Origin of the sequence: Paenibacillus sp. FSL R10-2734 (assembly GCF_037963865.1) — a bacterium.
GTDB lineage: Bacteria > Bacillota > Bacilli > Paenibacillales > Paenibacillaceae > Paenibacillus_AQ.
Genome location: NZ_CP150170.1, coordinates 398035 through 419997, shown reverse-complemented (window position 1 = coordinate 419997; position 21963 = coordinate 398035). Strand labels below are relative to the sequence as shown.

Below are 21963 nucleotides of genomic sequence, written 5' to 3'. Positions count from 1 at the left end.
AATCATATGATCAAGACCATGAAAGAGGTATTGCAGATCAACGAAGCTGATAACGTCGCTGTTGCACTGAAGGACTATAAAGCAGACGATACCATCGTAATTGGTTCAAAAGAGATTAAGATTACAGAAGATATTGCTAGAGGTCATAAAATTGCACTAACCAGTATTAGCGAAGGTGAAAATGTGTTGAAATATGGTTATCCCATCGGTCATGCTAAAGCGCCTATCGCGCCAGGCCAGTGGGTGCACACTCATAATACGAAGACAAACCTAACAGGGGTAGAGGAATATACCTTTGCGCAGAAGCTGACGCCGAATCCTTTTGCCGCTGAGAATTTGACCTTTAAGGGGTATCGACGCTTTGATGGATCTGTAGGTATCCGCAATGAGCTGTGGATCGTGCCTACGGTTGGTTGTGTGAATGGAGTGGCGGAGCAGATCATCAATATTTTCAAGGCAGAGGTTGGGGATATTGCTCCATTCGATAATGTGCTTGTGCTTAAGCATAATTATGGTTGCTCCCAGCTTGGCGATGATCATGACAATACCCGTACAATTCTCGCTAACGCGGTTAAACATCCAAATGCGGCCGGCGTGCTTGTGCTCGGACTAGGTTGTGAGAATAACAACTTGCATGTTTTTAAAGAAATGCTGGGCAGCTATGATGAGGATCGTGTACGCTTCCTTGTCTCCCAAGAGGTTGGAAATGAGATTGAAGAGGGCGTAAAGCTGCTGAAGGAAATCTATAATAACGTGCAGGGTGATCATCGGGAAGAGGTGGCACTCTCTGAGCTGAAGATCGGTCTGAAGTGTGGAGGCTCCGATGGTCTGTCTGGCATTACTGCGAATCCACTGCTTGGACGTCTGTCTGACTATATGGCTGCTCAAGGCGGTACAACTGTACTGACTGAAGTGCCTGAAATGTTTGGCGCAGAAAAAATTCTGATGGAACGTGCTGCAGACGAAGATATTTTCCACAAAATTGTTGATCTTATCAACGACTTTAAACAGTATTTTATGGACTACAAACAGCCGGTGTACGAAAATCCTTCTCCAGGGAATAAAGCCGGAGGAATCACTACGCTCGAGGATAAATCACTGGGCTGCACGCAGAAATCTGGTAACTCCACGGTCATGGATGTACTTAAGTACGGGGAACTTATCACTAATAAAGGATTAAATCTCCTGAATGCGCCAGGCAACGATCTTGTGGCTTCGTCCGCACTTGCTGCTGCTGGCTGCCAATTGGTGATCTTTACAACCGGACGGGGAACGCCTTTTGGTACATTCGTGCCAACGATGAAAGTGTCTACAAATACGCCTTTGTATGAAGGTAAGCGTCACTGGATTGATTTTAATGCAGGGGTATTGGTTGAAGACGGTTCTCCAGACGAGGTCTTGCGTGACTTCATTAACTATATTATTGAGGTGGCCAGCGGCGAGTGGGTTAATAATGAAAAGAATAACTTCCGTGAGATTTCCATTTTCAAAACAGGGGTAACGCTATAATAAACTTATTGATGCATATCATGACCCGAGTTTAATACAACAATCAGGCTGTCTCGTATGCTATTTAAGCGTAGGGGGCAGTTTTTTATTTATATGAAAGTTAAGATTCACGCTTTATATACTTTTACGAAAAACGACGTTGATGTCTTAAAAAAGACGACAACGTCGTTTCTTTTTATTTAGTGATTGCAATCACAATCGCTCTATATTGCCTGTGCTAATCTTGTATTGAGAATAGTTCTCACAAAAAGGAGAAGAGTCACATGGAAAAAGCGCTGCGAATGGATGAATCCATATTCGATATGGTATCACGGCATCCGGAGGTCATCGAGATTATGGTAGAGCTGGGCTTTAAGGATATCGCTAAGCCTGGCATGCTGCAGGCGGCTGGACGTTTCATGACCTTATCCAAAGGAATCAAATTGAAGAAAATCGATCCCGACACCGTGGAGTTAGCATTTGAACAACATGGCTTCGAGATTATGAAATAAAGGAACCGATAACCAAACCTCGATAAGGAGAGATTAATGATGAGTGAACTTATAAATAACCGTGAGGTTGATGCACCGGAGCAGACCCGGCGTCAGGCTATGCTCAAGGAGATTATTAAGGAGCTACATGCAGGCAAAAGCGTAGATGAGGTTAAGGCGCGCTTTGAGGAAGCTGTAGGTGATGTTACCGTAGCGGAAATTTCCGCGATGGAGCATTCGTTAATGACCGAAGAGGGGATTCCGGTATCCGAGGTACAACGACTTTGTTCGGTGCACACGGCGATCTTTAAAGGTTCTATTGAGCAGATTCACCGCTCGTCTAAGCCCGAGGAGCAGCCAGGCCATCCAGTACACACCTTTAAGTTAGAGAATCGTGAAATTGAAAGACTTGTTAACTTCCGTATGGATCTGCACGCGACAAAGTTTCAAAAGAACGATAGTGAGGAACAGATCTTCAAGTTGTTGGAGGATCTTAGCTTGCTGCTGGATCTTGATAAACACTACAGTCGTAAAGAGAACCTACTCTTTCCTTACCTCGAAAAATACGGGATTTATGGGCCAACCAAGGTCATGTGGGGAGTGGATGATAATATCCGTCGTATGATTAAAGAGGCAAAGGCAGCGCTCAGCACTTACAGCGGGAACGCATCTGAAATTGGGGTTCAGCTAGCGGAGATCATCAAGGAAGTTAATGAAATGATCTTTAAAGAAGAAAATATTCTACTGCCTATGGCGCTGGACAAATTGACTGAAGATGAATGGGTCAAAATCGCTCGGGAGAGCGATGAAATCGGATTCTGCCTAACGGCACCGGAACAGGAGTGGATACCCGAGCGTGCCGCAGAGCCGGAAGGTGCAGCATTGCAGGAGGAAGCAGCGGGGGCCGCTCCGCAAGAAGGGTTCATTCGCTTTGAGACAGGTCTGTTGTCACTGCATCAGCTAGAGACCGTGCTCAATCACCTGCCGGTAGATCTGACATTTATTGATGAGAATGATGTCGTTCGATATTTCTCACACGGGAAGGAACGTATCTTTGCGCGAACTAAAGCAGTGATTGGACGCACAGTACAGAACTGTCATCCGCCACAAAGTGTGCATGTGGTAGAGAAGCTTCTGGAGGACTTCAAGGCAGGTCGTAAGGATGCTGAAGACTTCTGGATCAACATCAAGGATAAATTTATCTACATCCGTTATTTCGCTGTACGCGACGAGACCGGCAAGTATATGGGGACGCTGGAGTTTACACAGAATATCGCACCAATCCGTGCACTAGAGGGCCAAAAACGTATTCTATCGGAATAAATGGACACTAAAGGATAATTTCCAAATAATAATATAGAAAGAAGACTCTCTTGTTTCGGCGCAAGAGGGTCTTTTTAGAATATAATAGAGTATACTTTTAAAATAAGGAATTCCCGGGTGTGTTGTCTTTCCTTGACCACAGAGGGGGCTTCTATTATAGTTGGTACTTAGGATTAACTATTTTAGTATAAAAAAAGGTGGCTTGCTACATGTCTGAGAATATCTACGTTGGCGTGGATTTGGGTGGAACTGCAATTAAGGTTGGAATCTGCAATGCTGAGGGAACTCTATTGCATACTTATGAGGGACCCACAGAAACTGCAGAAGGTGTCGATACTGTTATCGATAATATCGAGAAGTATGTACGCCAAATTGTGGAGGATTCCCCGTACTCTTGGGATCAGCTTGCAGGTGTAGGAGCGGGCGTAGCAGGGTTCACAAATATTCGTGAAGGAATCATCATCCTTGCGCCTAACATAGGATTTAAAGATGTGCCGATTCGCTCCATTTTGGAAGATCGCTGGAACAAGCCTGTCAAAATAGACAATGATGCGAACGTAGCTGCACTGGGTGAAGCCTGGAGTGGTGCGGGACGCGGGATTGAAAACTGTGTCTGCTATACGCTAGGAACAGGTGTTGGTGGCGGAATCATTATTAATGGTAAGATTTATCAAGGTTTTGCGGGCCTAGCAGGTGAGCTTGGCCATATCTCTGTAGTGCCGGATCTGGAAGCTATTCAATGTGGTTGTGGCAATATGGGATGTTTGGAAACCGTTTCCTCCGCAACAGGAATTATTCGTATGGCTAATGATGCAGTAGCACGTGGTGATCGTACTTCCCTCTCTACGGTAGAGAAGATTGCTGCGAAGGAAGTATTTGATGCAGCTAAGGCTGGCGATGAAGTAGCGATTCGCATAGTAAACCGTGCAGCATACTATTTGGGTAAATCTATGGCTTCTGTTGCGGCTGTGCTTAACCCTGAGGTCTTCATCGTTGGTGGTGGTGTATCTAAGGCTGGAGATATTCTATTTGATGAAGTTCGTCGCGTGTTTGCTAAGCTTGCACCGGCTCCGCTTCAGACTGGTGTTTCGATTATCCCTGCGGAGCTCGGGAATGATGCAGGTATTGTTGGCGCTGCTGGCCTCTTGCTTCGTTCTTAAAAGATAGAGAGTATTCATATACTAATTTAGGGAGGGGACGCTTTAATGACCGAATTGGACAATACTCCAACGGCTGGAGCCACCCTGATCATTATTACCGGAATGTCAGGTGCGGGTAAGACAATTGCTGTGCAAAGTCTGGAAGACCTAGGGTTCTTCTGTGTTGATAATTTGCCGCCGGTGCTGATCCCTAAGTTTGCAGAACTGATTGAGCAGTCGAAGGGTAAGATCGCCAAGGTAGCTCTTGTGATTGACCTGCGCGGCCGAGAATTCTTCACTGCTTTGTCCGAGTCTTTAGCCTATATCAAGGATGAGTCAACCATTGGTTGTGAAATCTTGTTCTTGGATGCTACGGATTCGGTACTTGTGCAGCGTTACAAGGAAAGTCGGCGTCATCATCCTCTAGCGCCCAAGGGACTTCCACTTGACGGTATCAAGCTGGAACGTAAAATGCTGGAGGAATTAAAGAATTCAGCCACATTGTGTCTGGATACTAGCAGTATGAAACCAGTGCAGCTAAAAGAGAAGATTGTATCGCGGTTCTCGCATTTAGGAAAAAGCACACTCTCCGTCAATATTACGTCGTTCGGATTTAAGTATGGTATTCCTATTGATGCAGACCTCGTCTTCGATGTTCGCTTTTTGCCTAACCCACATTATGTGGATAACCTGCGGCCCAAAACAGGTCAGGACAGCGATGTCTATGACTATGTAATGAAGTGGCCTGAGACACAGGTGTTCCTGACCAAACTGCTCGATATGCTTCATTTTTTAATTCCGCAATATCGTAGGGAAGGTAAATCCCAGATTATTATCGGCATTGGCTGTACGGGCGGCAAACACCGTTCGGTAGCTATTTCTGAATATTTGGGTAAAATGCTGGGCGTCAGCGAAACGGAATCCGTAGCGGTTAGTCATCGGGATTCCGAGCGTGATCGGCACTAATGAGAGAAGGGGTCCATAGTGACTGAAGAACAAAGAGAGCGTCCACGTATCGTCGTTATGGGCGGTGGTACGGGGCTATCTGTCATGCTTCGCGGCCTAAAAGAAAAGCCGCTAGATATTACAGCTATAGTTACCGTAGCAGATGATGGAGGAAGCTCGGGTATTTTGCGCAGTGAACTGCAAATGCCGCCTCCTGGGGATATCCGCAACGTATTAACGGCTATGGCTGATGTGGAGCCGCTCATGGCGGATATTATGAGATATCGTTTCAACACAGGTGAAGGCTTGGCAGGTCATAGTCTTGGTAATCTAATCCTTGCTGCGCTCACAGATATATCCGGTGATTTCGTTACAGCGGTTCGCGAGCTCAGTCGATTATTCGCTGTTCGCGGACGGGTATTGCCCGCTGCGGGGGATGCCGTAGTGTTGCGTGCAGAAATGTCGGATGGCACGATTATCACGGGCGAGTCTAAGATACCGGAAGCCGGAGGGATCATCAAACGAGTGTCTTTGGAGCCTGCTGATGTGGAACCGTTGCCTGAAGCACTGGAAGCGATTCGAAATGCGGATGCGATTCTTTTGGGTCCAGGGAGTCTATACACAAGCATTCTTCCGAACCTACTTGTTCCCAAGCTAGCAGAAGCAGTTGTATCTTCTGATGCAATCAAAATCTTTGTCTGTAATGTAATGACTCAGCCTGGTGAAACAGATAATTATACTGTAAATGACCATTTACAGGCCGTTTATGATCATATTGGGATTCATTTATTCGATTATGTTATTGTTAATGACGGTCAAATTCCAGAGCAGGTGCAGACGAAGTACGCGGAGAAGGGTGCTCGCCCGGTACAACTCGACAAGGATGTACTGAAAGGCAGTACTTATAAAGTTATAGCCGATAAGTTAGTGTTATTCCGAACTTATTTAAGGCATGATACCGATAAGCTTAGTCATCATATCTACCACCTTGTGCAAGATTGGATAAATAGAAACCCGAGGCAATAACTTATATATATGAATGTCGTACTTATTTCAGAAAGAGGTGAGACCCTTGTCTTTTGCGGCCCTTACCAAAAAAGAGCTGACGATGGTGGAGAGTGAGCCTTGTTGTGAGAAGGCGGAGATGTCAGCGCTAATCCGTATGAATGGATCTGTGCAGCTTTCAAGCAAAAAGGTTATTCTCGACATCTCGACGGAGAACGCCGCGATTGCAAGGCGGGTATATTCTTTACTTAAGAAATATTACCAGGTCCATATTGAGCTACTCGTGCGTAAAAAAATGCGTTTGAAGAAAAATAACGTTTATATCGTTAGAATCCCTAGTCGCGTACAGGAGATATTAAATGATCTCAGAATTGTGTCCGAAGGATTTATTTTTACCGACGGTATTGATAAAGAGATTGTTGGGAATAACTGCTGTAAGCGTGCTTATTTGCGCGGTGCATTTCTGGCGGGCGGATCGGTTAATAATCCGGAGGGTTCCTCTTACCATTTGGAGATTTCTTCGATGTATGAGGAGCATTGTAAAGCGTTAGTCGATCTGGCTGGTGAATTTCACCTAAACGCACGGTGCATTGAACGTAAAAAAGGGTTTATTCTATACATTAAAGAAGGCGAGAAGATTATCGAATTCTTAAGTTTGATCGGGGCGCATCAAGCGTTGTTCAAATTTGAGGATGTAAGAATTATGCGTGATATGCGTAATTCCGTGAATCGGATCGTGAACTGCGAGACTGCGAATCTCAATAAAACGATAAGTGCCGCGGTGCGGCAGATTGAGAATATCAAACTGCTGCAGCGAGAAGTGGGACTGGAGAGCTTACCGGATAAACTGCGAGAAGTTGCAGAAATTCGAATGGCACATCCAGATATCAACCTTAAAGAGGTTGGTGAAATGCTGAAAGGTACAGTCAGTAAGTCCGGAGTAAATCATCGACTTCGTAAGATTGATGAGCTGGCGGACAAGGTTCGAGGCGGCTAGTCACTTTTTTTCTAGTGTGGTTTACGTTATAATGATATAATAATATAAAATTAATGTGAAATTTTTGGGGAGAACTCAATTAGGGGGTAAGCGTTTCATGACAAAGCACCCGGTAGTTGTTCGGTTGAAGACAGGGCTACACGCTCGACCGGCAGCATTGTTTGTGCAAGAAGCTAACAAGTTTTCGTCGGAGATTTTCGTGGAAAAAGACGATAAAAAAGTAAATGCCAAAAGTATTATGGGTATTATGAGCTTAGCGATCAGTTCCGGCACGGAGATCTATATCAGCGCGGATGGTGCAGACGCGGATCAAGCTGTAAACGCTTTGACGAGTCTCGTTAGCAAAGAAGAGCTTGAGAACCAATAATCTTTAAAATGACTTTTTATTGCATGACTAAAAGCCCTTCGGGGCTTTTTTTAATACCAAAAAATAGATTTAGCCGTGCAACATTTACCAAAAAGACTCGTCTAGAGGATAATAACAAATTACAAAAATTGAAAGGGGCTGGCTAATATGAAAGGTTTGGTAAAGAAAATCGGTTCAGTGTTGATCGTAGGGAGTTTGTTAATTGGGGGGATCAGCATGAGTGGTGTCTTTCAGGGTCCTGCAAAGGCTTACGCTGCTGAGGATGTGCAGAAAAATGTCGTTAATGTAGTAGGTAAAGGTGAATTGTCTATTAAGCCGGATATTGTATACTTGACCATCGGTGTGGATACTACAGCTGCAACCGCACAAGAAGCACAAAAAACAAATGCTGCTAAAATCCAAAAGATCACTACACTGCTGAAGGGTACTTGGAAAATCGTAGATAAGGATATTCAAAGTACTCAATTTTATGTGCAACCCAACTATAGCTATAGCGAAAAAGAAGGACAGCAAGTAAAAGGGTACAACGCGAATCATACGCTGTTAGTGTCCTATAGAGATCTGACCAAGGTTGGTGAATTGCTGGACGCTGCCTCTGCGGCAGGGGCAAACAATATCGGAAATGCACGTTTTTCCGTGGAAGATACTTCTGCCTTTGAAGCTCAGGTGATTGAAAAGGCGATGGCAAACGCAGATGTTAAAGCAGCGGCTATTGCTAAGGCAGCTAAACGTAGCTTGGGTCAAGTAATCACGGTCAGCCAAAATGATGGCAGTACCTCTCCGGTTTATTATGAACAGAATCTGAAAATGGATATGGCTGCAGCAGATGCTGGTGCAAGCACATCCGTTCAACCGGGAGTAGTTAAAGTTACAACACAGCTAAGTGTTATGTATGAATTAAAATAGCAGTGGAATCAAGGTGAGATATAGAGGAAGAGGTGATACTTCTACTAGTAATAGTGGGGAGCACCTCTTTTTTTTTATGTAAAATATCTAAGATTATGTTTAATGAGTGGGAAAGGAGCACTGGACATCTCCCCCTTACCAGAATCAACTCTAATTCATATGCTAAAGGGAGTAACTAGTTTATGAACGGGGGAGAGCTATGAGCTATCAATATACTGCCATTGGCGATTCCTTGACGACTGGATTTGGCGCTCTGCCAGGTAACGGCTTTGTCCCGGTGTACCGTAGAATGGCGGAAGGGAGGCTGCGTTCAATAGTGGCCTCTACGAATTTGGGCGTGAATGGAATGACTACTTCTGAACTGGAACAGCGGCTACGCGGGAGTTCTATGACTCGCGAAGCCATTCGAGCAGCTGATATTATCACTCTATCCATTGGTGGCAATGATTTAATCCGTGCTGCGAAGGCTACAGCTAGACAACCTGAAAATTTATCTAAAGAGCTTCGGAGATCACTACAGGAATGCAAACAAAATTTTGCTGTAATTATGAGTATTCTCATCCAATTGAAGGCGGGAACGCGTAGACCTTTCATCATTCGAATTGTGGGATTGTATAATCCCTATCCTCAGGTAGTAGGCGCTACAGAGTGGGTTAGGCATTTTAACCGCTATGCATCACAGTACAGTAGCCGAGTATGTGGATTTGCTTCTATTTATAGTGAGTTTGCAGGAAACGAGAGAGGGCTGTTATCTATTGACCACTTACATCCGAATGGCCGAGGTTACCGTGTGATTGCTGAGAAACTCGATGCGCTTGGTTATGGCGGTTTGATTTAATTGAGATTCGTGTGTAGTAGTGGTCTAAAAAGTAAAGAGGCTGTACTCTAACCATCAAGTGGATAGGGTACAGCCTCTTTGTGTTGTTGTTTTATAGCTTAAACACCGCTAGGCAGTGTCTTCTCGATGACTTTATCAACGATACCGTATTCAGCCGCGTCTGCAGCAGTCATGAAGTAATCACGATCTGTATCCTTTTCAATACGTTCCAGGGGTTGACCCGTACGTTCTGCAAGAATGCGATTCAACTTATCGCGCAATTTTAGGATACGGCGTGCACGGATTTCGATATCCGTTGCTTGACCTTGAGCACCACCCAGAGGTTGGTGAATCATAATCTCACTGTTAGGCAACGCGAAGCGTTTGCCTTTAGCACCAGCGTTGAGCAGGAAAGCGCCCATGGAAGCTGCCATACCCACACAGATGGTGGAAACGTCCGGTTTAATGTACTGCATTGTATCAAAAATAGCCATACCTGCAGTAATGGAACCGCCTGGGCTATTCACGTAAAGGTGAATGTCCTTCTCAGGATCTTCGGCAGCCAAGAACAGCATTTGTGCGATGATAGAATTGGCTACCACGTCATTAACCTCCGTTCCAAGGAAAATGATGCGGTCCTTCAGCAGGCGGGAATAGATGTCATAAGCGCGCTCACCGCGGTTGCTCTGTTCTACTACCATAGGAATATAACTCACGTGGAAAACCTCCTTGATATTGGTTCTTCAAATGTATTCATTTTTACTCTTGCCGTATTATCCACATGATAAACAAATTCAAACAAAAAGTCAAAGAAAGTCAAACTTATATTCAAAAAAAAGAGCCAACAAGCGGCTCTTTGGTTAAGTAGTAGTATACACGCTACTAAATATGTATGAAGCGAAATTTATGGCGCGCCCGCCAAGAATCGAACTTGGATCTCAGGCTTCGGAGGCCTACGTCATATCCATTGGACCACGGGCGCAACAAAAATGATTATAATACAATTTTTGTGCAATTGCAATGTATTAATAATACTGAGCAGGGTCTCTATCCTTTGTCTTCAAGGTGGACAAGCGTACACTCGCTTTCCCTCAGCGTTAGAATCTGGATAGTTAATGACAGGTTTTAAATGCGGAACCTCTTTCCTGATCTTATAAATGTATAAGAAGACAAGGGGTTGAGAATTCTACTCTCGGAAGACTTGCACTTCGAGCAATATTTGGTTAGAATATGAGTGGGACTTAAAAAGTTTACCCGGGACATTTTGAGACCATGAACAAGGGAATAGAGGAAGACGAAGTTGCAGGAGTGAAAGTATGCGTAATTTATTAGATATCCAAAAGCAGCTTCTGCCTGATCTCATGGAAACCCTTAAGAGACGGTACACGATTCTTCATCAGATCATGTTGTCCGATATCATTGGGCGCAGAACGCTTGCCGCTTCGCTTGATATGACTGAGCGGGTACTGCGTGCCGAGACGGATCTTCTGAAATCGCAAGGGCTCATTGAGATTGAGAGCGTTGGTATGCGTATTAGCGCTGCTGGGCGTAGGCTGCTTGATTTGCTAGAGCCGGTCGTTAAGAGCCTGTTTGGTCTGGATGAGCTGGAAGAGAAAATTCGGTCAACGTACGGTCTGGATAAAGTTATTGTGGTACCGGGTGATTGTGAGTCATCGCCGTTCACCAAACGTGAACTTGGCCGAGCAGGAGCAAAAGCACTGCTTAGTGTACTTCGTACAGATGATATTGTTGCTGTCACAGGTGGATCAACGCTTGCCGACATGGCTGATCAACTGACACCACCGTTATCCCTTTCCTACAAGAACGCTTGGTTTGTTCCGGCGCGTGGTGGATTAGGGGAGAGTATGGAGATTCAAGCCAATACGATTGCCTCAACAATGGCAAAACGGGTTGGAGCGAATTACCGGTTGCTGCATGTACCTGATTTACTTAGTGGGGATGCTTACCAGTCACTAGCTCTTGACTCTAATATTGGAGAGATTGTACAAATCATCCGCAGTTCGCGTATTATTGTACATGGGATAGGGGATGCCATTGAAATGACTCGCCGCCGCAAGCTGGATGAGGCTACAGTCTCAGAAATCCAGGGTGAGGGAGCAGTCGCCGAATCCTTTGGGTATTACTTTAACGAAGATGGTCGGGTTGTCCATACTATGCTTACGATGGGACTACGTCTAGAAGATATTATTCGGACGGAGACAGTCATCGGTATTGCTGGAGGCAAGCCAAAGGCCAAAGCCATTCATGCGATGCTACGTTTCGGGCAGGAGAATATTCTCGTCACGGACGAGGCTGCTGCTGTAGAAATAGGCAAGGAAATTGATAATCAGTTACAGATATCTTCGTAAATCACTAGAACATATATCTTGCATTATACTTAACATTGTTGTCATGACAGGCTTCACGGTCTGTTTTGAATAAATAAAAAGAATTCTAGGAGGAACTATTCAATGAGTGTAAAAGTTGGAATTAACGGATTTGGACGTATTGGCCGCCTTGCTTTCCGCCGTATTCAAAATGTAGAAGGTATCGAAGTGGTAGCAATCAACGACTTGACTGACGCTAAGATGCTTGCTCATTTGCTTAAATATGATACAACTCAAGGTAAATTCCAAGGTGATGTTGAAGTGCATGATGGCTTCTTCAAAGTCAATGGTAAAGAAGTTAAGGTTCTTGCTAACCGCAACCCTGAAGAATTGCCATGGGGCGACCTAGGCGTTGACATCGTACTTGAGTGCACAGGTTTCTTCACAACTAAAGAAGCAGCTGAAAAACACTTGAAAGGTGGAGCTAAGAAAGTAGTTATCTCCGCTCCAGCTACTGGCGACATGAAAACTGTCGTTTACAACGTTAACGATGACATTCTTGATGGTACTGAGACTGTTATTTCCGGCGCATCTTGCACAACTAACTGCCTAGCTCCAATGGCAAAAGTATTGAACGACAAGTTCGGTATTGTTGAAGGCCTGATGACTACAATTCATGCTTACACTGGCGACCAAAACACTTTGGATGCTCCACACGCTAAAGGTGACTTCAGACGTGCTCGTGCAGCAGCTGAGAACATCATTCCTAACACTACTGGTGCTGCTAAAGCAATCGGTCTGGTTATTCCAGCACTTAAAGGTAAATTGGATGGTGCAGCTCAACGTGTTCCAGTTGCAACTGGTTCCCTGACTGAGCTTGTAACTGTTCTTGATAAGAGCGTTACTGTTGAAGAAATCAACGCAGCAATGAAAGCAGCTTCCGATCCAGACACTTATGGTTACACTGAAGATGAAATCGTATCTTCCGACATCAAAGGTATGACTTTCGGATCCCTGTTCGATGCTACACAAACTAAAGTATTGACTGTTGGCGACAAACAACTGGTTAAGACTGTTGCTTGGTATGACAATGAAATGTCCTACACTGCACAATTGGTTCGTACTTTGGAGAAATTCGCTAAAATCGCTAAGTAATTGATTTGATATAAAGCAACATCTATAGAGCGGAAACAGAAGTTCCTTGTTTCCGCTCTTTCTAAATGTATTTCTTGTTTCCTGCTAGAAACAATTTTGGGTGTGGAGGAATTAATCATGAACAAAAAGAGCGTCCGTGATGTAGAAGTAAAGGGTAAACGCGTATTTGTACGCGTGGATTTTAACGTTCCTGTAGAAGACGGTAAGATCACTGATGATACTCGTATTCGCGAAACCCTTCCGACCATTAAATATTTGATCGAGAACGGTGCAAAGATCATTCTTGCGAGTCACATGGGTCGTCCTAAAGGCCAATTCGTAGATTCCATGCGTCTGACTACTGCTGCTGAACGTCTGTCCGAGCTTCTCGGCAAACCAGTAGCTAAAGCTGACGAAGCTGTTGGCGAAGCTGTAAAAGCAAAAATTGCTGAGCTAGGCGAAGGCGACGTACTTGTACTTGAGAATGTTCGTTTCTACCCAGGCGAAGAGAAGAACGATCCTGAACTGGCTAAACAATTCGCTGAATTGGCTGATTTGTTCGTCAATGATGCATTTGGTGCGGCTCACCGTGCACATGCTTCGACAGAAGGTATCGCTCATTTCCTACCAGCTGTTTCCGGTCTTTTGATGGAGAAAGAATTGACCGTTCTGGGTAAAGCTCTTTCTAACCCTGAGCGTCCTTTCACTGCAATCATCGGTGGTTCGAAGGTTAAAGACAAAATCGATGTTATTGATAACTTGTTGACTTTGGCTGATAACGTACTGATCGGCGGTGGATTGTCTTATACATTCACTAAAGCTCAAGGCTTCGAAATTGGTAAATCACTCGTAGACAACGACAAAATTGATGTTGCTCTTGAATTTATTGAGAAGGCTAAAGCTCTCGGCAAAAACTTCATGCTTCCAGTTGACGTTGTTGTTGCTGATAAATTCGGCGCAGATGCCAACACTAAGATTGTTGATTACAATGAAATCCCAGAAGGCTGGGAAGGACTTGATATCGGACCTAAGACTCGTGAACTTTATGCCGATATTATCAAAAACTCCAAGCTGGTTGTCTGGAATGGACCTATGGGCGTGTTCGAAATCGATAAATTCGCTGAAGGTACAATTGCAGTAGCAAAAGCTTGTGCAACTACAGAAGGTTATACTGTTATTGGCGGCGGCGATTCCGCAGCAGCAGCAGAGAAATTCCACCTGGCTGACCAAATGGATCACATCTCCACTGGTGGCGGTGCATCCCTTGAGTTCATGGAAGGCAAGGCGCTTCCTGGCGTAGAAGCACTGAACGACAAGTAAGACGTATAGAAGGAGGCAACTTAATTCATGAGAACACCAATTATTGCTGGTAACTGGAAGATGTTCAAAACAGTCCCTGAAGCAGAAAGTTTTATCGCTGATATCAAAGGCAAAGCAGAAGTAGAAGGCGTTGAGACTGTAATCTGCGCTCCATTTACTAACCTGCCTGCACTTGTAGCAGCTGCAAAAGGTACAGACATCAAGATTGGCGCACAGAACCTACACTTTGAAGATAACGGTGCTTACACAGGAGAAATCAGTGGTGTAATGCTTAGCGATCTCGGCGTAGATTATGTAATCATTGGTCACTCCGAGCGTCGTGCTTATTTTGGCGAAACAGATGAAATCGTGAATAAGAAAATGCATGCTGCATTCCGTCACGGTATCACTCCAATCGTATGTGTAGGCGAAAAGCTTGAAGAGCGTGAAGCTGATCAAACTAAAGCAGTATGTAAAGTACAAACTGAAGCTGCATTCCAAGGACTAAGTGCCGAGCAAGCAGCAAAAGTTGTCATTGCATACGAACCTATCTGGGCTATTGGCACAGGTAAATCTTCCACTTCCCAAGATGCTAACGAAGTTATTGCTTACATCCGCAGTCTTGTAAAAGATCTGTATGATGCAGCAACAGCTGAAGCTGTTCGTATTCAATACGGCGGCAGCGTGAAGCCTGAGAATGTAACTGAGTACATGGGCCAAAGCGACATCGATGGTGCGCTTGTTGGCGGTGCCAGCTTGCAGCCTGCTTCCTTCGTTCAATTGGTTGAGGGGGCGAAGTAAGATGTCAGCTCCAAAACCTGTAGCTTTGATCATCATGGATGGTTTCGGTTTGCGTGGAACAACTGAAGGCAACGCCGTTGCTCAAGCCAACAAACCTAACTATGACCGTTACTTGAAACAATATCCTAATACTACCCTTACTGCTTGTGGTGAAGCTGTTGGTCTTCCACATGGCCAAATGGGCAACTCTGAAGTAGGGCACTTAAATATTGGTGCAGGACGGATTGTATACCAGGATTTGACTCGTATCGATAAATCGATCCGTGAGGGCGAGTTCTTCGAGAATGAGACACTGGTAGCGGCAGTTAGAAATGCTAAGAACACAGGTAAAAAGCTTCACCTTTACGCGCTTGTATCCGACGGAGGGGTACATAGCCATATTAATCACCTGTTCGCTATGCTTGATCTGGCTAAGAAAGAAGATATGCACGAAGTGTATATCCATGCTTTCATGGATGGCCGGGACGTACCTCCAGATAGCGGTAAGAAGTTTGTCGAAGATCTGGTTGCAAAGATTGAAGAAGTTGGTGTTGGTACAATCGCAACGGTATCCGGACGTTATTACGCAATGGACCGTGACAAACGTTGGGATCGTGTAGAAAAAGCCTATCGCGCTATGGTTTATGGCGAAGGTCCAAAATACACGGATGCTCTAGAGGCCATCACTGCATCTTATCAAAATTCCGTGTTCGATGAATTCGTTGAACCTAGTGTAATTGTAGACAGTGAAGGCAAGCCAGTGACTCAGGTTCAGAGCGGCGATTCCGTTGTGTTCCTCAACTTCCGCCCTGACCGTGCTATTCAATTGTCACAAGTGTTCACGAATCAAGATTTCCGCGGTTTCGACCGGGGTCCTTTGTTCCCACAAGACTTGCACTTCGTATGCCTGACTACTTTCAGCGAAACGGTACAAGGTTACGTAGCCTATTCACCGAAGAACCTGGATAACACATTGGGTGAAGTGCTTGTACAGAACAACAAGAAGCAACTGCGCATAGCGGAAACTGAGAAGTATCCGCACGTAACCTTCTTCTTCAGTGGTGGACGTGATGAGGAACTACCAGGAGAAACTCGTATTTTGATCAACTCCCCTAAAGTAGCAACTTATGATCTTCAACCTGAGATGAGTGCTTACGAAGTGGCTGCAGCCTGCGTAGCAGAAATCGAAGCGGAAAGACAGGATGCTATTATCCTTAACTTTGCAAACCCTGATATGGTTGGTCACTCCGGTATGCTGGAGCCAACAATTAAGGCTGTAGAGGTAACTGATGAGTGTGTTGGTAAAGTAGTGGACGCAGTAGTTGCCAAAGGTGGCGTTGCGATCATTATCGCCGATCACGGTAATGCAGACATGGTATTTGATGAGAACGGTCGTCCGTTCACAGCTCATACCACTAACCCGGTTCCATTCATCCTTACGGATGAAAATGTTGTATTGCGCGATCGCGGTATCCTTGCGGATGTAGCACCAACCATTCTGGATCTGATGGGAATTCCGCAACCTGCGGAAATGACTGGTCAATCCATGATCGCTAGTCGCAAATAAGGAAACAGTACCTAAGATTAAGCTTCAACAATCAAAACCAAAACATTGTTTAAAGGAGATTAACTAAAATGACTATTATTTCTGATGTATATGCTCGCGAAGTCCTTGACTCCCGTGGTAACCCTACTGTAGAGGTTGAAGTATTCTTGGAATCCGGCGCTAAAGGCCGCGCTATCGTTCCTTCCGGTGCTTCCACTGGTGCTCATGAAGCTGTAGAGCTTCGTGATGGCGACAAATCCCGTTACATGGGTAAAGGTGTTCTGAAAGCTGTTGAGAACGTAAATGAAATCATCGCTCCAGAAGTTATCGGTATGGACGCTCTTGACCAACTGGGTGTCGATAAATTGATGATCGCCCTTGATGGTACTCACAACAAAGGTAAACTCGGAGCTAACGCTATCTTGGCAGTATCCATGGCTGTAGCTCGCGCTGCAGCAGAAGCTTTGGATGTACCTTTGTATGTATACCTTGGTGGATTCAACGCTAAAGCTCTTCCAGTACCAATGATGAACATCATCAACGGTGGTGAGCATGCTGACAACAACATCGACGTTCAAGAGTTCATGGTTCTTCCTGTAGGAGCTCCAAGCTTCAAAGAAGCTCTTCGCACAGGTGCTGAAATCTTCCACAACCTGAAATCCGTTCTTCAAGCTAAAGGCTTGAACACAGCTGTAGGTGACGAAGGTGGTTTCGCACCAAACCTTGGTTCGAATGAAGAAGCAATCACTACAATCATCGAAGCTATCGAAAAAGCTGGTTACAAACCAGGTGTTGACGTATTCTTGGGTATGGACGTTGCTTCCACTGAGTTCTACAAAGACGGTAAATACACACTTGCTGGCGAAGGTAAATCTTACACTTCCGCTGAGTATGTTGACCTTCTTGCTTCATGGGTTGAGAAATATCCAATTATTACAATCGAAGACGGTATGTCCGAAGATGACTGGGATGGTTGGAAATTGCTTACTGAAAAATTGGGCGATAAAGTTCAATTGGTTGGTGACGACTTGTTCGTTACAAACACTGAGCGTCTTGCAACAGGTATCGAAAAAGGTATCGGTAACTCCATCTTGGTTAAGGTTAACCAAATTGGTACATTGACTGAAACTTTCGATGCTATCGAAATGGCTAAACGTGCTGGTTACACAGCAGTTATCTCTCACCGTTCCGGTGAATCCGAAGATAGCACAATCGCTGATATCGCTGTAGCGACTAATGCTGGCCAAATCAAAACTGGTGCTCCTTCCCGTACAGACCGTGTAGCTAAATACAACCAATTGCTTCGCATCGAAGACGAGTTGGGTGAATTGGCTCAATACAACGGCCTGAAATCCTTCTACAACCTTAAAAGATAATCTGCTTTTATAGCAGAGCACGAAGACCCGCCATTATGGTGGGTCTTTTTTTATAAACCAGTGAGGTGAAGATCGGTACGTTTATCCTAATCTTGCAAGAAAAGCTACGACTTAACAGTCTAGGCGGTTGTATTACCGACACCGCTATGATAAAATAAGAATACTGTTTATGTATCGTGATAACCTCAATTACCATAGATAGTGATGCTTAGGCGTAGGAGGTGGAAGTGAATGGATATCTTTTTGAAAGTTGTGCTCCTGATTTTTTCCGTCGGTCTTATTGCGGTCGTTCTTCTGCAAAAGGGGAAAAGCGCGGGTCTTTCCGGTGCCATCTCCGGCGGTGCTGAGCATCTCTTTGGTAAAACAAAAGCTCGTGGTATGGAACTCGTACTACAACGTGTAACTGTTGGACTTGCTGCAGGATTCTTCATTATGGCAATTCTAGCTGCTGTTTTCATTGACTAAAGTACCTACAGTAAGCCCTCGCTCTGTTCTGAATGGAATAGAGCGAAGGCTTTTTTGTTATAATTAAAAGGAGATAAAGCACCTGTAGGTGCTTTTCTTTTCATAGTAGAGAGGATAGGATTATGTACGGTGTGAGCGCCAATAAATAGATTTTTTTCTTTGTTTGACTGAAATTTCGTACTGCGTTTACCTTTGGATGACAGTAACAGGGATGCGCAGGATTGATTTCGTGTATACTAGGGTATGAAGTAGGTAAAGGTAAATTTTACTTGGCATTACTACAGAGCAGGACAAGACATACATATTTGCCAGCGGCTTGGAGCCGCGGAGGGCTGGGGTGACGAACATGATAACACAAGAAATATTACTCGATTTCATGCGGGAAACTGCATATAAACCAATGACTTATGAAGAGCTGGTGAGCCATTTTGCTCTAGAAGATAGCACAGGGTTTAAAAAGTTCGAGGAACTACTAGTTGAATTAGAACAAGACGGAAGAATTGTATTAACTCGTAATGCACGTTATGGCGTGCCGGAACGAATGGATTTACTGCGCGGCCGATTACAGGCTCATGCAAAAGGCTTCGCTTTTCTTATCCCGGATGATCGTGATCATCCTGACGTATACATCCATGCGAATGACCTTAAGGGAGCTATGAATGGCGATATCGTCTTAATACGTATTACCTCTCAAAGTCCGTCTGGCGGACGTATGGAAGGCGAAGTGGAGCGTATTGTTAAACGAGGCGTATTGCAGACTGTAGGCGTATTTCAAAACTTGGAGACCTACGGCTTTGTGCTGCCTGATGATAAACGGATTAACCGTGATATTTTTATTCCGAAGCAATCCTTCATGGGAGCGGTAGACGGCCAAAAGGTCGTTGTACGCATCGTGAATTATCCAGAAGGTCGATCTGCGGCAGAAGGTGAAATTATTGAGATCCTCGGACATAAGGATGATCCGGGAGTTGATATTCTATCTATCATCCGTAAGCATCAGCTGCCAGAGGCATTTCCGGCTGAAGTGATGGACGAAGCGGACAACGCTCCAGATTCAATCACGGAAGAGGAAATTGCTGAGCAGGGACGACGGGACTTGCGCGGACTGAACATTGTCACGATTGATGGTGAAGATGCTAAAGACTTGGATGATGCGGTTAATGTTCAGCGACTAGAGAACGGACATTATAAGCTAGGCGTCCATATTGCGGATGTAGGTTATTACGTGCGTGAGAGCTCTGAGCTTGATAAAGAAGCTTATGATCGTGGCTGTAGTGTGTACTTGGTGGATCGGGTTATTCCGATGCTACCACACCGTCTGTCTAACGGGATTTGTAGTTTGAATCCGCAGGTAGACCGCTTAACGATGTCATGCGAGATGGAATTTAATGAGCAAATGAAGGTAGTGAAGCACGATGTCTTTACGAGTGTGATTCGCACCAAGGAAAGAATGACCTATTCAAATGTTCGCAAAATTCTGGAGGATGAAGATCCAGAACTGCTTGAGCGCTATAGTCCATTAATTGATGATTTCCGCCTCATGAAAGAACTGGCGATGAAGCTACGCGATGCACGGATGCGTCGGGGAGCGGTTGATTTTGATTTCGAAGAGAGCAAAATCATCGTGGATGAGAACGGTAAGGCAGTAGATATTGTGAAGCGTGAGCGTTCTGTAGCTGAGCAGATTATCGAGGAATTCATGCTCGCAGCAAATGAAACAGTTGCTGAGCATTTCCACTGGTTGAAGGTTCCGTTCCTTTACCGGATTCATGAAGATCCAGATCCTGAGAAGCTGCAGAATTTTATGGCTTTTGCGGCCAATTTCGGATATCACGTAAAGGGTCGTGGCAATTCGGTTCATCCGCGAGCTTTACAGGATCTGCTGGAGCAAATCCAAGGGACAAAGGAACAGACGGTCATCAGTACGATGATGTTACGGTCCATGAAGCAAGCGAAATATGATGCGGAGAGCACAGGCCACTTCGGACTTGCTGCGGAATATTATTCCCACTTCACTTCTCCAATTCGTCGGTACCCCGATCTGGTCATTCACCGCGTTATGCGTGAAGTGATTGAGAGTGGAGGGGCACTGAGCCAGAAAAGGCATGATTATTTGGCCAGCCGGATGCCTGACATTGCTCAGCAGTCCTCGGAACGTGAGCGTGTGGCGGTAGAAGCCGAGCGCGATACGGAGCAGCTGAAGAAGGCTGAGTACATGCAGGATAAAGTGGGTGAGGAATTCGAGGCTATGGTCAGCAGTGTGACTAGCTTCGGAATGTTCATCGAGCTGGACAATACCGTCGAAGGCCTTATTCGTCTCAGTGCTATGAGCGACGATTATTATCACTTCGACGAGGCCCATATGGCGCTCATTGGTGAGCGCACATCGCGGGTGTTCCGCATTGGCGACGAGGTGAAGATTCGAGTCGCCAAGGTGAATATGGATGACCACACGATCGATTTCGAGTTGGTCGACATGAAGCCACGCGCGCCGGGCGAGCATCGCAGCGGTGGCTTTGGAGGCGGCCGCGGTGGCAAAGGCGGCCGTTCAGGTGGCGGCGGCTTCAAGGCGCCAGCCGGGGGTAAAGGCGGCGGCGCGGGCGGCAAGAGCCGCAGCGGTAAAGGTAAGCCCGGCGCGGCTGTAGGCGCGGGCAAGGGCAAGCCGGGCGCAGGTGCGCGCGCCGGTGAAGGGCCGCGCGAAGCGGCCGGTGTTGTTGCACCGGGCGGACGCGGAAAGCGGAAGCGCGGGCGTGATGCCGGCGAGGATGCGAGCCGGGGTGTTGCGGCGCCGGGCGGACGCAACGGCGCAGAGCGCGGGGGCGAGGCCGGCGGCAACGCAGGCGCGCCGCGTGAGCGCAGCGGCGGTCGAGGCCGCGGCGGTGACAACGGCGGTGCCGGTGGTGGACGCGGCATTAGCTTCGGCTTTGGCTCCGGCAAAGGCGGATATGGCGCTCCTGCGTCCGATTCTTCCAGCGGCGAAGTCCGCGGCCTGGACGGCAGCACGAAGTTCCGTAGCCGCGAGGACCGCGGTGGTAACTTTGACGGAGGAGAAGGCCGAAATGGTGCTTCAACAGGCAAAAGTCGCCGGAAAAAGAAGAACAAAAGCGGAGTGTTCATCGGTCAGTCCGTGACACCTGGCAACGTTCAGACGTCTGAACAAGCCACTTCTAAACGTAGTGACACTACAGGTAGCGCTCCAGACGGAGCTCCACGTAAGAGAAAGAAGAAATAAATAAACGTTATTGTGCTACGCTTCGTAGCTTTATAACGCAGGATTAAGCACCACCCCTTTGCTGGGGCGGTGCTTTTTTAAAATCTTTTTCGACGACTCAAGTGTGGAATCCTCATCTGAGCATTATCACGGTGTTTAATTTTAATTGCATAATGTGCAGTTAAAGTCCGGCTGTTCAGTAGGAGTGAAGGTTAATTGCACTCTGTACATCTAAATCTTATTAGTATCTTCAAAACGGCCTGATTTTGAATTTTTAGTTGCAGAAAGTGCAACTAAACAACCTTTGAGCGTCTAAATATGCTGAATAGGTGTATAAAGTGCATTTA

The 21963-nt window shown here is 45.7% G+C and carries 19 protein-coding genes and 1 tRNA gene; 18 read left to right on the top strand and 2 right to left on the bottom strand.

Annotated features, from left to right (window positions below):
- Positions 1–18 precede the first annotated feature (18 nt).
- From NSS67_RS01890 to NSS67_RS01845, 10 genes are all read left to right on the top strand, one after another.
- The gene (locus tag NSS67_RS01890; RefSeq protein WP_339320480.1) at positions 19–1509 is read left to right on the top strand and encodes an altronate dehydratase family protein; all 1491 of its coding nucleotides are present in this window, start codon (positions 19–21) and stop codon (positions 1507–1509) included.
- A gap of 263 nt (positions 1510–1772) precedes the next feature.
- Positions 1773–2000 (top strand): DUF1858 domain-containing protein, encoded by a 228-nt coding sequence (locus tag NSS67_RS01885; protein WP_339318080.1) that lies wholly within the window; start codon positions 1773–1775, stop codon positions 1998–2000.
- Between the two features lie 39 nt (positions 2001–2039).
- Entirely contained in the window at positions 2040–3302 is a 1263-nt protein-coding gene (locus tag NSS67_RS01880) for a DUF438 domain-containing protein (protein WP_339320479.1), read from the top strand.
- A gap of 209 nt (positions 3303–3511) precedes the next feature.
- Positions 3512–4462 (top strand): ROK family glucokinase, encoded by a 951-nt coding sequence (locus tag NSS67_RS01875; RefSeq protein WP_339318079.1) that lies wholly within the window; start codon positions 3512–3514, stop codon positions 4460–4462.
- Between the two features lie 45 nt (positions 4463–4507).
- Complete coding sequence (gene rapZ / locus NSS67_RS01870; protein WP_339318078.1) at positions 4508–5407, top strand: RNase adapter RapZ; 900 nt, start codon at positions 4508–4510, stop codon at positions 5405–5407.
- Between the two features lie 57 nt (positions 5408–5464).
- Positions 5465–6412 carry a YvcK family protein gene (locus tag NSS67_RS01865; RefSeq protein ID WP_339320478.1) on the top strand — a complete coding sequence of 316 codons (948 nt, stop codon included), beginning with the start codon at positions 5465–5467 and terminating at the stop codon, positions 6410–6412.
- A gap of 46 nt (positions 6413–6458) precedes the next feature.
- Positions 6459–7388, top strand: coding sequence for a DNA-binding protein WhiA (gene whiA, locus NSS67_RS01860; protein ID WP_042123310.1), 930 nt, complete (start codon positions 6459–6461; stop codon positions 7386–7388).
- 97 nt (positions 7389–7485) lie between these two features.
- Positions 7486–7755, top strand: a complete 270-nt coding sequence (locus NSS67_RS01855) for an HPr family phosphocarrier protein (protein ID WP_036687106.1) — start codon at positions 7486–7488, stop codon at positions 7753–7755.
- Positions 7756–7902: 147 nt separating this feature from the next.
- A complete protein-coding gene (locus tag NSS67_RS01850) occupies positions 7903–8661 on the top strand; it encodes an SIMPL domain-containing protein (protein ID WP_339318077.1) in 759 nt (252 codons plus the stop codon).
- A 199-nt stretch (positions 8662–8860) separates the two neighbouring features.
- Positions 8861–9499 (top strand): GDSL-type esterase/lipase family protein, encoded by a 639-nt coding sequence (locus NSS67_RS01845; protein ID WP_339318076.1) that lies wholly within the window; start codon positions 8861–8863, stop codon positions 9497–9499.
- A gap of 98 nt (positions 9500–9597) precedes the next feature.
- Here the strand turns inward: NSS67_RS01845 and clpP are convergent, their stop codons facing one another.
- A complete protein-coding gene (gene clpP / locus NSS67_RS01840; protein WP_339318075.1) occupies positions 9598–10194 on the bottom strand; it encodes an ATP-dependent Clp endopeptidase proteolytic subunit ClpP in 597 nt (198 codons plus the stop codon).
- Between the two features lie 191 nt (positions 10195–10385).
- Positions 10386–10460 (bottom strand) — tRNA-Arg (locus NSS67_RS01835).
- Between the two features lie 334 nt (positions 10461–10794).
- Between NSS67_RS01835 and NSS67_RS01830 the strand changes: the two genes are divergently transcribed.
- The 8 genes from NSS67_RS01830 to rnr all read left to right on the top strand — a co-directional run bounded on the left by NSS67_RS01830 (position 10795) and on the right by rnr (position 21637).
- Entirely contained in the window at positions 10795–11847 is a 1053-nt protein-coding gene (locus NSS67_RS01830) for a sugar-binding domain-containing protein (RefSeq protein WP_339318074.1), read from the top strand.
- A 102-nt stretch (positions 11848–11949) separates the two neighbouring features.
- Positions 11950–12960 (top strand): type I glyceraldehyde-3-phosphate dehydrogenase, encoded by a 1011-nt coding sequence (gene gap / locus NSS67_RS01825; protein WP_339318073.1) that lies wholly within the window; start codon positions 11950–11952, stop codon positions 12958–12960.
- A 117-nt stretch (positions 12961–13077) separates the two neighbouring features.
- Positions 13078–14259 (top strand): phosphoglycerate kinase, encoded by a 1182-nt coding sequence (locus NSS67_RS01820; protein ID WP_339318072.1) that lies wholly within the window; start codon positions 13078–13080, stop codon positions 14257–14259.
- A gap of 27 nt (positions 14260–14286) precedes the next feature.
- Complete coding sequence (gene tpiA / locus NSS67_RS01815; RefSeq protein WP_060626476.1) at positions 14287–15039, top strand: triose-phosphate isomerase; 753 nt, start codon at positions 14287–14289, stop codon at positions 15037–15039.
- A 1-nt stretch (position 15040) separates the two neighbouring features.
- Entirely contained in the window at positions 15041–16585 is a 1545-nt protein-coding gene (gpmI, locus tag NSS67_RS01810) for a 2,3-bisphosphoglycerate-independent phosphoglycerate mutase (protein ID WP_339318071.1), read from the top strand.
- A gap of 68 nt (positions 16586–16653) precedes the next feature.
- On the top strand, positions 16654–17940 hold the full coding sequence (eno, locus tag NSS67_RS01805) for a phosphopyruvate hydratase (RefSeq protein WP_339318070.1): 1287 nt from the start codon (positions 16654–16656) through the stop codon (positions 17938–17940).
- Positions 17941–18171: 231 nt separating this feature from the next.
- A complete protein-coding gene (gene secG / locus NSS67_RS01800; protein ID WP_042123332.1) occupies positions 18172–18405 on the top strand; it encodes a preprotein translocase subunit SecG in 234 nt (77 codons plus the stop codon).
- Positions 18406–18751: 346 nt separating this feature from the next.
- A complete protein-coding gene (gene rnr, locus NSS67_RS01795) occupies positions 18752–21637 on the top strand; it encodes a ribonuclease R (protein ID WP_339320477.1) in 2886 nt (961 codons plus the stop codon).
- Positions 21638–21963: the final 326 nt, after the last annotated feature.

What these genes read in the sequence shown, in the direction of transcription:
- NSS67_RS01890 (WP_339320480.1), top strand. Translation starts at nt 19, where the DNA reads ATGAAAGAGGTATTGCAGATCAACGAAGCTGATAACGTCGCTGTTGCA.
- NSS67_RS01885 (WP_339318080.1), top strand. Translation starts at nt 1,773, where the DNA reads ATGGAAAAAGCGCTGCGAATGGATGAATCCATATTCGATATGGTATCA.
- NSS67_RS01880 (WP_339320479.1), top strand. Translation starts at nt 2,040, where the DNA reads ATGAGTGAACTTATAAATAACCGTGAGGTTGATGCACCGGAGCAGACC.
- NSS67_RS01875 (WP_339318079.1), top strand. Translation starts at nt 3,512, where the DNA reads ATGTCTGAGAATATCTACGTTGGCGTGGATTTGGGTGGAACTGCAATT.
- rapZ (WP_339318078.1), top strand. Translation starts at nt 4,508, where the DNA reads ATGACCGAATTGGACAATACTCCAACGGCTGGAGCCACCCTGATCATT.
- NSS67_RS01865 (WP_339320478.1), top strand. Translation starts at nt 5,465, where the DNA reads ATGGGCGGTGGTACGGGGCTATCTGTCATGCTTCGCGGCCTAAAAGAA.
- NSS67_RS01855 (WP_036687106.1), top strand. Translation starts at nt 7,486, where the DNA reads ATGACAAAGCACCCGGTAGTTGTTCGGTTGAAGACAGGGCTACACGCT.
- NSS67_RS01850 (WP_339318077.1), top strand. Translation starts at nt 7,903, where the DNA reads ATGAAAGGTTTGGTAAAGAAAATCGGTTCAGTGTTGATCGTAGGGAGT.
- NSS67_RS01845 (WP_339318076.1), top strand. Translation starts at nt 8,861, where the DNA reads ATGAGCTATCAATATACTGCCATTGGCGATTCCTTGACGACTGGATTT.
- NSS67_RS01830 (WP_339318074.1), top strand. Translation starts at nt 10,795, where the DNA reads ATGCGTAATTTATTAGATATCCAAAAGCAGCTTCTGCCTGATCTCATG.
- gap (WP_339318073.1), top strand. Translation starts at nt 11,950, where the DNA reads ATGAGTGTAAAAGTTGGAATTAACGGATTTGGACGTATTGGCCGCCTT.
- NSS67_RS01820 (WP_339318072.1), top strand. Translation starts at nt 13,078, where the DNA reads ATGAACAAAAAGAGCGTCCGTGATGTAGAAGTAAAGGGTAAACGCGTA.
- tpiA (WP_060626476.1), top strand. Translation starts at nt 14,287, where the DNA reads ATGAGAACACCAATTATTGCTGGTAACTGGAAGATGTTCAAAACAGTC.
- gpmI (WP_339318071.1), top strand. Translation starts at nt 15,041, where the DNA reads ATGTCAGCTCCAAAACCTGTAGCTTTGATCATCATGGATGGTTTCGGT.
- eno (WP_339318070.1), top strand. Translation starts at nt 16,654, where the DNA reads ATGACTATTATTTCTGATGTATATGCTCGCGAAGTCCTTGACTCCCGT.
- secG (WP_042123332.1), top strand. Translation starts at nt 18,172, where the DNA reads ATGGATATCTTTTTGAAAGTTGTGCTCCTGATTTTTTCCGTCGGTCTT.
- rnr (WP_339320477.1), top strand. Translation starts at nt 18,752, where the DNA reads ATGATAACACAAGAAATATTACTCGATTTCATGCGGGAAACTGCATAT.